Here is a 13,711-nt window from a genome sequence, read left to right as displayed (position 1 = left end):
CGCCTTCGCGAGCAAGCCCGCTCCCACATTTGATCGCGATAGTCAGGAAAAACGCAGTCCCTGTGGGAGCGGGCTTGCCCGCGAAGGCGTCAGAACTGCCAGTACAAATTCCGGATCAGCTCAGTCCGCCCGACTCAAGGAAGTCCACAGCACCTGCGCCGCATACCCTCGATACGGCCGCCACCCTTCAGCCCGCTGCAACAGTTGCCTGGCTGTCACCGGCCCCCCCTCCAGCGCCGCCAACGCATTGATCAGCCCGACATCACCATTGGGAAACCCATCCATCTCCCGCAACTGTCGCAAGGCAATGTATTGCGCCGTCCAGTCACCAATCCCGTACAACGCCAGCAACCGCGCTACGCCCCCCTCCCGGCCGGGCTCAAACAATCGCGGATCATCGAGCAGTGCCTGAGCCACATCCGACAAGGTCCGGCCTCGGCTTTTCGGCATGCCCAGCGCTGCCAGATCTGCGCCTGCCAAAACGCTGGCCCGGGGAAAAACATGGGTCAATCCCGGTAGCGCTGAACTCAATGGCGTGCCGTACTGCGCTACCAGTTTCCCCGCCAGGCGGATCGCCGCCGCCACCGTAATCTGCTGCCCCAGTACCGCGCGGATCGCCAGCTCCAGCCCGTCCCACGCCCCGGGTACGCGCAGGCCCGGGCGTTCGGCAATCAACCGCGCCATCAGCGGATCAACCGCCAGGTGCCGGTGAATCGTGGACAGGTCGGCATCCAGGTCGAACATTCGCCGCACTCGCGCAACGATCTCAGGCACGGCAGCAGCCTCCGGAAAGTCCAGGGTCAGCTCAAGTGCATCGGATGTAGCAGGCTGGATCGAAAACGTACCGTGAACGCCATCCAGGTCGATGCTGCGCGAGTACACACCCTCGTCCACCCTTTCCAGGCCCACGATCGCCCGCGCCGACAAGAACCCCAGGAGCGCCGGCCAGTCATAGGGCGGCTGGTACGCCAGCAACAACCTCACAGACTGAGCAACCCGCTGTACAACCCGTAAGCCGCCAGCCCCGCACCACCGATGACACAGGTGAAAATACCTTTCTCGACAACCGTGAACAGTGGCTTGCCCTGCTCATTACGAGCCTTGGCGAACAGGATCACACCCGGCGCATACAGCAGCGCCGACAGCAGCAAATACTTCAGGCCGCCGGCATACAGCAACCACACCGCGTAGCCCAGAGCGATGCCACCAATGAGCAGGTCCTTGACCCGCTCGGCGGGTGCCTGTTGATAGGTTTCACCCCGTGCGCACAACAACACCGCATAGGCCGCCGACCACAGGTACGGCACCAGAATCATCGAGGACGCCAGGTAAATCAGGCTGGTGTAGGTGCCGGCGGAGAACAGGGTGATCAGCAGGAACAACTGGATCATCGAGTTGGTCAGCCACATCGCATTGACCGGCACATGGTTGGCGTTTTCCTTGGTCAGGAATGCCGGCATGGTCTTGTCTTTCGCCGTGGCGAACAGGATTTCGGCGCACAGCAACGCCCAGGACAACAAGGCCCCCAACAGCGAGATCGCCAGACCGACACTGATCAGCAACGCGCCCCAGGGGCCGACGATATGTTCAAGCACTGCCGCCAGCGAGGGGTTCTGCAGTTTCGCCAGTTGCGGCTGGGTCATGATGCCCAGCGACAGCACGTTCACCAGCACCAGCAGTGCCAATACCCCAATGAACCCGATCACCGTCGCCCGGCCCACGTCGGAACGTTTCTCCGCCCGGGCCGAATAGACACTGGCCCCCTCGATACCGATGAACACGAACACGGTGACCAGCATCATGTGCCGAACCTGATCCATCACGCTGCCGAATTCCGGGTTGTTGCGCCCCCAGATGTCGGCGGTGAAGATATCCGCCTTGAACGCCACGGCGGCGATCACGATGAACATGATCAGCGGCACGATCTTGGCCACGGTGGTCACTTGATTGATGAATGCCGCCTCCTTGATCCCGCGCATCACCACAAAATGCACGGTCCAGAGCAGCACCGAAGCGCAGGCGATGGCGATCGGCGTGTTGCCTTCGCCAAACACCGGTACGAAATAACCGAGGGTGCTGAACAGCAGCACGAAGTAGCCGACGTTGCCCAGCCAGGCGCTGATCCAGTAGCCCCAGGCCGAAGAAAAACCCATGTAATCGCCGAACCCGGCCTTGGCATAGGCGTACACCCCGGAGTCCAGCTCCGGCTTGCGATTGGCCAGGGTCTGGAACACGAACGCCAGGGTCAACATGCCGACGGCGGTGATTGCCCAACCGATCAGGATCGCCCCGGCATCGGCCCTGGCCGCCATGTTCTGCGGCAGGGAAAAAATCCCGCCGCCGATCATCGAACCCACCACCAGCGCGATCAGCGCGCTCAGGCGAAGCTTGTTCGGTGATTGCGACATCGTTGCATCTCCATTTTTTTCGTTGGTGGGCGGCAACGGCCGCGAGATCGTCACATAACGAGCGTCAACTAAACTGATGAAGAGTAATAACGTTTATTGAATAACGCCAACCAGCCTCTTTTTTACTTGCACAAAATGGCTATTTTGACACCGATATATTCATTTGTTTTATACGCACTTTTAATATGTCGACTCTGTACAAAAAACGCATAAACAAAACTTGCAGATTCGAAAACCCCAACTAGCGTCATAATTCGAAACAAATACAAAAAGTGCTAAAACAAACTGAAAAAGGCTCTAGAACAGGCATTACAGGCAGAAACACCGTAAATGATGGCACTCCGCCAACAAACTGGTAACACTCTCATTTAGTGATCTAAGTCAGCTGATTGAGCAGTCAACGGAATTAGTCTGTTGCCTCTCTTCTCCTGCATTGGAGTCATGCAATGTCTGAAGCTCCCGGAAAACTGAAACTCGGCGCGCTGGTTGCGTTAGTCGTGGGTTCGATGATTGGTGGCGGGATATTTTCCTTGCCACAAAACATGGCGGCCAGCGCGGATGTCGGCGCCATTCTGATCGGTTGGGCGATCACCGCCGTCGGCATGTTGACCCTGGCGTTCGTGTTCCAGACCCTGGCCAACCGCAAACCCGATCTTGATGGCGGGGTTTACGCCTACGCCAAGGCCGGGTTCGGCGACTACATGGGCTTCTCGTCCGCCTGGGGGTACTGGATCAGTGCCTGGCTGGGCAACGTCGGCTACTTCGTACTTTTGTTCAGCACCCTCGGCTACTTCTTTCCGATATTTGGGGAGGGGAATACCCCCGCTGCCGTGATCGGCGCCTCGGTGCTGCTGTGGGGCGTACATTTCCTCGTACTGCGAGGAATAAAGGAAGCAGCGTTCATCAACCTGGTGACCACTGTCGCCAAGATCGTGCCGCTGCTGCTGTTCATGTTGATTGCGTTGTTCGCCTTCAAACTGGACATCTTCACCGCCGACATCTGGGGCCTGAAGAACCCGGACCTGGGCAGCGTGATGGACCAGGTGCGCAAGATGATGCTGGTCACCGTGTGGGTATTCATCGGCATCGAAGGCGCGAGCATCTTTTCGGCCCGGGCGGAAAAACGCAGCGACGTGGGTAAGGCCACCGTGATCGGCTTCGTCACCGTGCTGCTGTTTTTGGTCCTGGTCAACGTGCTGTCGCTGGGGATCATGACCCAGCCGGAACTGGCCAAACTGCAGAATCCGTCGATGGCCGCCGTGCTGGAGCACGTGGTCGGTCACTGGGGTGCGGTGCTGATCAGCGTCGGTTTGATCATCTCGTTGCTGGGGGCGCTGCTGTCGTGGGTGCTGCTGTGCGCGGAGATCATGTTCGCCGCCGCCAAGGACCACACCATGCCGGAGTTTCTGCGCAAGGAAAACGCCAACCATGTACCGGTCAACGCCCTGTGGCTGACCAATGCCATGGTGCAGGTTTTCCTGATCATCACGTTGTTCTCGGCCAGCACTTACCTGTCGCTGATCTACCTCGCCACCTCGATGATCCTGGTGCCTTACCTGTGGTCGGCAGCCTACGCCTTGCTGCTGGCGGTGCGCGGCGAAAGCTACGAAGGCGCCGCAGGCGAGCGGCAGAAGGATCTCATCATCGGCGCCGTGGCCCTGATCTACGCGGTCTGGCTGTTGTACGCCGGCGGCATCAAGTACCTGCTGCTGTCCGCCCTGCTCTACGCCCCCGGCGTGATCTTGTTCGCCAAGGCCAAGCTGGAAATCAACAAACCGGTTTTCACCAACGTCGAGAAGCTGATTTTCGCTACGGTGGTCGTCGGCGCCATGGTGGCGGCCTACGGTCTCTATGACGGCTTCCTGACTCTGTAAAACCCCTGTTTTTGTCATCTGGAGGATCACTGTAATGACCACGGAAAAAGTTAAGTACGGCGTCCATTCCGAGGCCGGCAAACTGCGCAAAGTCATGGTTTGCTCCCCAGGCCTGGCCCATCAGCGGCTGACCCCGAACAACTGCGATGAACTGCTGTTCGATGATGTGCTGTGGGTGGCCCAGGCCAAGCGCGACCACTTCGACTTCGTTACCAAGATGCGCGAACGCAACATCGATGTGCTGGAAATGCACAACCTGCTGACCGACATCGTCGCTATCCCCGAAGCCCTGGACTGGATTCTGGAGCGTAAGGTCACCGCCAACTCGGTGGGCCTTGGCCTGATCAATGAAACCTCTTCGTGGCTGCGCAGCCTGGAGCCGCGCAAGATCGCCGAGTTCCTGATCGGCGGCGTCTCGGGCGACGATCTGCCCTCCAGTTTCGGTGGCAAGGCCATCGAGATGTTCCGCGACTTCCTCGGCAACTCCAGCTTCATCCTGCCGCCGCTGCCCAACACCCAGTTCACCCGCGACACCACCTGCTGGATTTACGGTGGCGTCACCCTCAACCCGATGTACTGGCCGGCACGTCGTCAGGAAACCCTGCTGACCACCGCCATCTACAAATTCCACCCCGAGTTCACCAAAGCAGATTTCGAGATCTGGTACGGCGACCCGGACCTGGACCACGGTAACTCCACCCTTGAGGGCGGTGATGTGATGCCGATCGGCAACGGCGTGGTCTTGATCGGCATGGGCGAACGCTCGTCGCGCCAGGCCATTGCCCAACTGGCGGTGAACCTGTTCAAAAACAAAGCCGTGGAGAAAGTGATCGTCGCCGGCCTGCCGAAATCCCGCGCGGCGATGCACCTGGACACCGTCTTCAGCTTCTGCGATCGCGACCTCGTCACGATCTTCCCGGAAGTGGTGAACCAGATTGTCGCCTTCACCCTGCGTCCCGATGAAAGCAAGGCGGGCGGCATCGATATCCGCCGCGAAGAAACCAGCTTCCTCGACACCGTGGCCCAGGCCCTGAACCTCAAAGCGTTGCGCGTGGTGGAAACCGGCGGCAACAGCTTCGCCGCCGAACGCGAGCAATGGGACGACGGCAACAACGTAGTGGCCGTGGAGCCAGGCGTGGTCATCGGCTACGACCGCAATACCTACACCAACACCCTGCTGCGCAAGGCCGGTGTGGAAGTGATCACCATCAGCGCCGGCGAACTCGGCCGGGGACGGGGCGGCGGCCATTGCATGACCTGCCCGATCATCCGCGACCCGATTGACTACTAACCTATTGCCTTGGACCGCGCTGCCCTCTACCCAAGGGTATGCGCAGGCCAAGGGGATTACCGACACCTTAGGAGATCCAAAATGGCGTTCAATATCCATAACCGCAATCTGCTGAGCCTGGAACACCACACCCCTCGCGAATTGCGCTACCTGCTCGACCTGTCCCGCGACCTCAAGCGTGCCAAGTACACCGGCACCGAACAGCAGCATCTCAAGGGCAACAACATCGCGCTGATCTTCGAAAAGACCTCGACCCGCACCCGCTGCGCGTTTGAAGTTGCAGCCTATGACCAGGGCGCCAACGTCACCTACATCGACCCGAATTCCTCGCAGATCGGCCACAAGGAAAGCATGAAGGACACCGCCCGCGTGCTCGGGCGCATGTATGACGCCATCGAGTACCGTGGCTTCAAGCAGGAAATCGTCGAGGAACTGGCCAAGTTCGCAGGCGTACCGGTGTTCAACGGCTTGACCGACGAATATCACCCGACGCAAATGATCGCCGACGTGCTGACCATGCGTGAGCACGCCGACAAGCCGATCCACGAGATCAGCTACGCCTACCTGGGCGATGCGCGCAACAACATGGGCAACTCCCTGCTGCTGATCGGCGCCAAGCTCGGCATGGACGTGCGCATCTGTGCGCCAAAAGCCCTGTGGCCAGCGGACGACCTGGTGGCGCGCTGCAAACAGTACGGCGAAGAAAGCGGTGCGCGCATTACCCTCACCGAAGACCCGAAAGCGGCGGTCAAGGGTGTGGACTTCATCCACACCGACGTCTGGGTGTCGATGGGCGAGCCGGTTGAAGCCTGGGCCGAACGCATCCAGCAATTGCTGCCGTATCAGGTCAACGCCGAACTGATGAAAGCCACCGGCAACCCGCGCACCAAGTTCATGCACTGCCTGCCGGCGTTCCACAACTGTGATACCAAAGTCGGCAAGCAGATTGCCGAGCAGTACCCGTACCTGAGCAACGGCATCGAAGTGACCGATGACGTGTTCGAGTCGCCGGCCTGCATCGCCTTCGAGCAAGCGGAAAACCGCATGCACACCATCAAGGCGATTCTGGTGTCAACGCTGGCTGATCTATAACGGCTGACTGGCTCCCACTGACGGAACACGGTCAATGTGGGAGCTGGCTCGCCTGCGATGGCAGCGCCGCGGTGCATCTGACAAACCGAGGCGATCCCATCGCGAGCAAGCTCGCTCCCACAGGATCGGGTTCCATCGACAGACCGAGTCGCCCGTTTACTTCTCTTTTAGAAGGACTAGCACCATGCGTATCGTCGTAGCTCTTGGCGGTAATGCCCTGCTCCGCCGGGGCGAACCCATGACCGCTGACAACCAGCGCGCCAACATCCGGATCGCCACCGAACAGATCGCCAAGATCCATCCCGGCAACCAACTGGTCATCGCCCACGGCAATGGCCCTCAAGTCGGCCTGCTGTCATTGCAGGCGGCGGCCTACACCTCGGTTTCGCCTTATCCGCTGGACGTGCTCGGTGCCGAAACCGAAGGCATGATCGGCTACATCATCGAACAGGAACTGGGCAATCTGCTGGACTTCGAAGTGCCCTTCGCGACCTTGCTGACCCAGGTCGAAGTCGATGCCAATGACCCGGCCTTCAAGAACCCGACCAAACCCATCGGCCCTGTCTATTCCAAGGAAGAGGCCGAAGCACTCGCCGCCGAGAAAGGCTGGGCCATTGCCCCGGACGGTGACAAATACCGTCGCGTGGTCGCCAGCCCGAAACCGAAACGCATCTTCGAAATCCGTCCGATCAAATGGCTGCTGGAAAAAAGCAGCATCGTGATCTGCGCCGGTGGTGGCGGTATTCCGACCATGTATACCTCCCCCGGCAAACTCGAGGGCGTCGAAGCGGTCATCGACAAGGACCTGTGCTCAGCGCTGCTGGCCGAACAGCTTGAAGCCGATCTGCTGGTGATCGCCACCGACGTCAACGCCGCCTTCATCGACTTTGGCAAACCCACGCAGAAAGCCATCGCCCAGGCCCACCCCGACGAAATGGAAAAACTCGGCTTCGCCGCCGGCTCCATGGGACCGAAGGTGCAGGCAGCCTGCGAATTCGCGCGCCATACTGGGAAAGTCGCAGTGATCGGCTCGCTCTCGGACATCGAAGCGATCGTCCAGGGCAAGGCCGGTACGCGCATCAGTACGGCGACACCGGGCATCAGCTATCAGTAAACGAAACGGCGGGGCAGGCCTGGAGCCGGCCCCGATTCAAGATCTTTTGAAGGAGAGTCAACAATGGCAACGTTCGAGCCGGGTCACCTGCACATCGAGCGACACGCGCTGAACAAGGATGACGTCAGCTACAACATCTGCATCGACTATGAAGTCGCCCAGGACCCCAAGGAAGGCAAAGGGATGCAGTTCAAGATGCACGGCAGCATCCAGGGCAAGGACATGAGCGAGACGTTCTTCCTGCCCAAGGACATGGCCTACAACTTCGCCAGCAACGTCACCAAGATTGCCGAGAAGCACGGCATCCCGAAAACCCATAGCAACATCGGTTCGATCCACAAGCATTACGACGCCATGTTCGAGGACGTGCGGGTACAACTGAACATGAAATCGGGCGACCCGGTCAAACCCGAGCACCTGGAATAATTGATTCACCACAATCTACTGTGGGAGCGGGCTTGCTCGCGAAAGCGGTGTATCTGTCGCCAACGATGGTGTCTGACACGACGCTTTCGCGAGCAAGCCCGCTCCCACATTGGTTCGGTGGGCACTCGCAAATCCGTTTCAAAATTTCACCATTAGCCCGCCCCAAGGCATACTTGCCACCCTTCGCACTGCAGAACCCAAGACCGCCCCATGCGTATCCACGTCAGCTTCATCGACCGCGTCGGTATCACCCAGGAAGTCCTGGCCCTGCTCGGCGGGCGCAATCTGAACCTGGATGCGGTGGAAATGGTCCCGCCCAATGTTTATATCGACGCCCCGACGCTGAGCCCGCAAGTCCTCGAGGAACTGCGTGATGCCCTGTTCAGCGTGCGTGGCGTGCAAGCGGTGACGGTGGTCGACATCCTGCCCGGCCAGCGCCGGCACCTGCAGCTCGACGCGTTGCTGGCCGCCATGACCGACCCGGTACTGGCGCTGGACAGTGACGGCAAGGTGCTGCTGGCCAACCCGGCCCTGATCGCCCTGTACGGCCGCGAACCGGACGGTGAAAGCGTGGCCGACCTGTTTGCCGACCCGGCCTTGCTCGACACCCTGCTCGAACACGGCTTTCGCCTGCCGCTGCGGGAAATCACCGTCAACGGCCAGACCCTGTTGCTCGACGCCACACCGATCACCGACGCCGGCGCCCTGCTGACCCTGTACCAACCGAACCGCATCGGCGAACGCCTTTCCGCGCTGCACCATGACCACGCCGAAGGTTTCGATGCCCTGCTCGGCGAGTCCCCGGTGATCCGCACCCTCAAGGCGCGTGCCCAGCGGGTGGCGGCCCTCGATGCACCGTTGCTGATACAGGGCGAAACCGGCACCGGCAAGGAACTGGTGGCCCGCGCCTGCCACGCCATCAGCGCCCGGCACAGCGCACCGTTTCTGGCGTTGAACTGCGCGGCATTGCCGGAGAACCTCGCCGAAAGTGAACTGTTCGGCTACGCCCCCGGCGCCTTCACCGGCGCACAACGAGGGGGTAAGCCGGGACTGATGGAGTTGGCCAACCAGGGCACGGTGTTTCTCGATGAAATCGGCGAGATGTCGCCGTATTTGCAAGCCAAATTGCTGCGTTTCCTCAACGACGGCAGTTTTCGCCGGGTCGGCGGTGACCGTGAGGTCAAGGTCAACGTACGGATCCTCAGCGCCACCCACCGCGACCTGGAAAAAATGGTCAGCGAAGGCCTGTTCCGCGAGGACCTGTTCTATCGCCTCAACGTCCTCAACGTCGAAGTGCCGCCCCTGCGCGAACGCGGCCAGGACATCCTGCTGCTGGCCCGCTACTTCATGCAGCAGGCCTGTGCGCAGATCCAGCGACCGATCTGTCGCCTGGCGCCGGGCACTTACCCGGCGCTGCTGGGCAACCGCTGGCCAGGCAACGTGCGGCAATTGCAGAACGTGATCTTCCGCGCCGCGGCGATCTGCGAAAGCAGTCTGGTGGACATCGGCGACCTCGACATCGCCGGCACCTCGGTAGCCCGCCAAGGCGATCATGACGTCGACAGCCTGGAACAGGCCATGGACGAGTTCGAGAAAACCCTGCTGGAAAAACTCTACGCCAGCTACCCCTCGACCCGGCAACTCGCGACCCGGCTGCAAACCTCCCACACGGCAATTGCCCATCGGTTGCGCAAGTACGGGATTCCGAGCAAGGCCTGAACCACACTCGGTCAATGTGGGAGCGGGCTTGCTCGCGAAGGCGTAGTGTCAGGCAGCATTGATATCGACTGACACACCGCTTTCGCGAGCAAGCCCGCTCCCACAGGTTCACCTCCAGTCTGAAAATCGCGCCAAAAACGACCTCCACCTGTACTGAAAGCGCTACAGCGGAACGATATCGCTACACCCCTCTCCGATCACGGCCGTGCAAGGCTTTGATCCACCTCGGCTTTTATCCTTGACATATACCGTATCGATTTCGCTACAACGAGTGAATTTCAGCGTTTGTCGAAACCACCTAAATCATTGATCAATAACAATAAAAACAACGTTGGCCGCGTTCTTGCTATGTAGTCCTCCATAACCTGGGCATTGCCCAAGCCTTCAATCGCGTCCACCAGACGAGTCTGGCCCCTTAGGAGTTTCCATGAGCGAGTTGCGTTTTACTGAAGATCACGAATGGCTGCGCACCGAAGCTGACGGCAGCGTCACGGTCGGCATCACCGCTTTCGCACAGAACGCCCTGGGCGACGTGGTTTTCGTTCAACTGCCTGAGCTGCAGTCCTACGACAAAGGCGCCGAAGCCGCCACCGTGGAATCGGTAAAGGCTGCAAGCGGCGTGTACATGCCGCTGGACGGCGAAGTGCTGGAAGTGAACCCGGCGCTCGACAGCAGCCCTGAACTGGTCAACGAAGATCCGCTGGGCGAAGGCTGGTTCTTCCGTTTCAAACCAAGCGACGCCGCCGCTGTCGGCCAACTGTTGGATCAGGACGCCTACGACCGCTTGATCAAAGCCCAAGCCGAAGCCTGAGGAGCACCGACATGACCCAGATCAATTTGACTACCGCCAACGAATTCATCGCCCGTCACATCGGCCCGCGCGCCGGTGACGAGCAAGCCATGCTCAACAGCCTCGGTTTCGACTCCCTGGAAGCCCTGAGCGCCAGCGTGATTCCCGACAGCATCAAGGGCACTAGCGTCCTCGGCCTGGAAGATGGCTTGAGCGAAGCCGATGCCCTGGCCTTGATCAAGTCCATCGCGACTAAAAACCAGCTGTTCAAGACCTACATCGGCCAAGGCTACTACGGCACCCACACGCCGTCGCCGATCCTGCGCAACCTGCTGGAAAACCCGGCCTGGTACACCGCCTACACCCCGTACCAGCCAGAAATTTCCCAGGGTCGTCTCGAAGCGCTGCTGAACTTCCAGACCCTGATCAGCGACCTCACCGGCCTGCCGATCGCCAACGCCTCGCTGCTCGACGAAGCCACCGCCGCTGCCGAAGCCATGACCTTCTGCAAACGCCTGAGCAAGAACAAAAGCAGCCACGCTTTCTTCGCCTCCGTGCATTGCCACCCGCAGACCCTCGACGTACTGCGCACCCGTGCCGAGCCTCTGGGCATCGACGTGGTGGTGGGCGACGAGCGTGAACTGAGCGACGTGACGCCGTTCTTCGGCGCTCTGCTGCAATACCCGGCGAGCAACGGTGACGTGTTCGATTACCGCGAGCTGACCGAACGCTTCCACGCTGCCAACGCCCTCGTTGCCGTGGCAGCCGACCTGCTGGCCCTGACCGTGCTGACCGCGCCTGGCGAATTCGGCGCCGACGTGGCCATCGGCAGCGCACAACGCTTCGGCGTGCCGCTGGGCTTCGGTGGCCCGCACGCGGCGTACTTCTCCACCAAGGACGCATTCAAACGTGACATGCCGGGCCGCCTGGTCGGTGTTTCGGTAGACCGTTTCGGCAACCCGGCCCTGCGCCTAGCCATGCAGACCCGCGAGCAACACATCCGTCGCGAGAAAGCCACCAGCAACATCTGCACCGCACAAGTACTGCTGGCAAACATCGCCAGCATGTACGCCGTGTACCACGGTCCGAAAGGCCTGACGCAGATCGCCAATCGCGTGCATCACCTGACTGCAATCCTGGCCAAAGGCTTGAGTGCACTGGGTCTGAACGTCGAGCAAACCAGCTTCTTCGACACCCTGACGGTGAAGGCCGGCGCGCAAACCGCCGCCCTGCACGACAAGGCACACGCCCAGCGCATCAATCTGCGCGTGGTCGATGGTGAGCGCCTGGGCCTGTCCCTGGACGAAACCACCACTCAGGCCGACGTTGAAACCCTGTGGAGCCTGCTGTCCGACGGCAAGGCCCTGCCGGACTTCGCCGCCCTCGCCGCCTCGGTGCAGAGCGCCATCCCGGCCACGCTGGTGCGTCAGTCGCCGATCCTCAGCCACCCGGTGTTCAACCGCTATCACTCGGAAACCGAGCTGATGCGCTACCTGCGCAAACTGGCGGACAAGGACCTGGCGCTGGACCGCACCATGATCCCGCTGGGTTCGTGCACCATGAAACTCAACGCCGCCAGCGAAATGATCCCGGTGACCTGGGCCGAGTTCGGTGCCCTGCACCCATTCGCCCCGGCCGAGCAAAGCGTCGGCTACCAGCAATTGACCGACGAGCTGGAAGCGATGCTCTGCGCCGCCACCGGTTATGACTCGGTGTCCCTGCAACCGAACGCCGGCTCCCAGGGTGAATACGCAGGTCTGCTGGCGATCCGTGCCTACCACCAGAGCCGTGGCGAAGACCGTCGCGACATCTGCCTGATCCCGTCGTCGGCCCACGGCACCAACCCGGCCACCGCACAAATGGCCGGCATGCGCGTGGTCGTCACCGCGTGCGATGCCCGTGGCAACGTCGACATCGAAGACCTGCGCGCCAAGGCCATCGAGCACCGCGAACACCTCGCCGCGCTGATGATCACCTACCCGTCGACCCACGGCGTGTTCGAAGAAGGCATCCGCGAAATCTGCGGCATCATTCATGACAACGGCGGCCAGGTGTACATCGACGGCGCCAACATGAACGCCATGGTCGGCCTCTGTGCCCCGGGCAAGTTCGGCGGCGACGTTTCGCACCTGAACCTGCACAAGACCTTCTGCATTCCCCACGGTGGTGGCGGCCCGGGCGTCGGCCCGATCGGCGTGAAATCGCACCTGGCGCCATTCCTGCCGGGCCACGCACAGATGGAGCGCAAGGAAGGCGCCGTTTGCGCGGCACCGTTCGGCAGCGCGAGCATCCTGCCGATCACCTGGATGTACATTCGTATGATGGGTGGCGCGGGCCTCAAGCGTGCTTCGCAGCTGGCGATCCTCAATGCCAACTACATCTCCCGTCGCCTGGAAGAGCACTATCCAGTGCTGTACACCGGCAGCAACGGCCTGGTGGCGCACGAGTGCATCCTCGACCTGCGTCCACTGAAAGACAGCAGCGGCATCAGTGTCGATGACGTCGCCAAGCGTCTGATCGACTTCGGCTTCCACGCGCCGACCATGTCGTTCCCGGTGGCAGGCACGCTGATGATCGAGCCGACCGAAAGCGAATCCAAGGAAGAACTGGACCGCTTCTGCGACGCCATGATCCGCATCCGCGAAGAAATCCGCGCAGTGGAAAATGGCACGCTGGACAAGGACGACAACCCGCTGAAAAACGCGCCGCACACCGCCAAGGAACTGGTTGGCGAGTGGTCGCACCCGTACAGCCGTGAACAAGCGGTTTACCCGGTTGCGTCGCTGATCGAAGGCAAGTACTGGCCACCGGTCGGTCGCGTCGACAACGTGTTCGGCGACCGCAACCTGGTCTGCGCCTGCCCGTCGATCGAAAGCTACGCTTAAACCAATGAGGGGGCGGGTTTGCTCGCCCCTCTCAAGAACACCGCATATCCCCTTGTGGGAGCGGGCTTGCTCGCGAAAGCGGTGGGTCAGACAACATTGATGGTGACTGATC

The 13,711-nt window shown here is 60.8% G+C and carries 10 protein-coding genes; 8 read left to right on the top strand and 2 right to left on the bottom strand.

The genetic code is table 11. The annotated features are described in order from the left end of the window. Window positions 1–120 precede the first annotated feature (120 nt). Both KGB20_RS09805 and arcD (KGB20_RS09800) read right to left on the bottom strand, forming a co-directional pair. Complete coding sequence (locus tag KGB20_RS09805; protein ID WP_154860420.1) at window positions 121–984, bottom strand: DNA-3-methyladenine glycosylase family protein; 864 nt, start codon at window positions 982–984, stop codon at window positions 121–123. Then, entirely contained in the window at window positions 981–2,408 is a 1,428-nt protein-coding gene (arcD, locus tag KGB20_RS09800) for an arginine-ornithine antiporter (protein WP_154860421.1), read from the bottom strand. Before arcD (KGB20_RS09800) ends, KGB20_RS09805 begins: the two co-directional genes overlap by 4 nt. Window positions 2,409–2,854: 446 nt before the next feature. Here arcD (KGB20_RS09800) and arcD (KGB20_RS09795) point away from each other — a divergent pair, with 446 nt between their 5' ends. The 8 genes from arcD (KGB20_RS09795) to gcvP all read left to right on the top strand — a co-directional run bounded on the left by arcD (KGB20_RS09795) (window position 2,855) and on the right by gcvP (window position 13,599). Continuing rightward, window positions 2,855–4,282, top strand: coding sequence for an arginine-ornithine antiporter (gene arcD / locus KGB20_RS09795; protein ID WP_154860422.1), 1,428 nt, complete (start codon window positions 2,855–2,857; stop codon window positions 4,280–4,282). A gap of 34 nt (window positions 4,283–4,316) precedes the next feature. Beyond that, window positions 4,317–5,573, top strand: coding sequence for an arginine deiminase (gene arcA, locus KGB20_RS09790; protein ID WP_057713530.1), 1,257 nt, complete (start codon window positions 4,317–4,319; stop codon window positions 5,571–5,573). A gap of 81 nt (window positions 5,574–5,654) precedes the next feature. After that, window positions 5,655–6,665 carry an ornithine carbamoyltransferase gene (locus tag KGB20_RS09785; protein WP_057713529.1) on the top strand — a complete coding sequence of 337 codons (1,011 nt, stop codon included), beginning with the start codon at window positions 5,655–5,657 and terminating at the stop codon, window positions 6,663–6,665. 184 nt (window positions 6,666–6,849) lie between these two features. Beyond that, window positions 6,850–7,779: a carbamate kinase gene (gene arcC / locus KGB20_RS09780; RefSeq protein WP_154860423.1), complete on the top strand. Its 930-nt coding sequence runs from the start codon at window positions 6,850–6,852 to the stop codon at window positions 7,777–7,779. Window positions 7,780–7,842: 63 nt separating this feature from the next. Further along, window positions 7,843–8,205: a DUF5064 family protein gene (locus tag KGB20_RS09775; RefSeq protein ID WP_090457435.1), complete on the top strand. Its 363-nt coding sequence runs from the start codon at window positions 7,843–7,845 to the stop codon at window positions 8,203–8,205. Between the two features lie 210 nt (window positions 8,206–8,415). After that, entirely contained in the window at window positions 8,416–9,924 is a 1,509-nt protein-coding gene (locus KGB20_RS09770) for a sigma-54-dependent transcriptional regulator (protein WP_150813296.1), read from the top strand. A gap of 427 nt (window positions 9,925–10,351) precedes the next feature. Beyond that, window positions 10,352–10,735, top strand: coding sequence for a glycine cleavage system protein GcvH (gcvH, locus tag KGB20_RS09765; RefSeq protein ID WP_007996035.1), 384 nt, complete (start codon window positions 10,352–10,354; stop codon window positions 10,733–10,735). 11 nt (window positions 10,736–10,746) lie between these two features. Beyond that, window positions 10,747–13,599: an aminomethyl-transferring glycine dehydrogenase gene (gene gcvP / locus KGB20_RS09760; RefSeq protein WP_150813297.1), complete on the top strand. Its 2,853-nt coding sequence runs from the start codon at window positions 10,747–10,749 to the stop codon at window positions 13,597–13,599. Window positions 13,600–13,711 lie beyond the last annotated feature (112 nt).

Source organism: Pseudomonas sp. BF-R-30 (genome assembly GCF_019956175.1).
Classification (GTDB): domain Bacteria; phylum Pseudomonadota; class Gammaproteobacteria; order Pseudomonadales; family Pseudomonadaceae; genus Aquipseudomonas; species Aquipseudomonas jessenii.
This window is presented reverse-complemented; position numbering and strand designations above follow the sequence as displayed.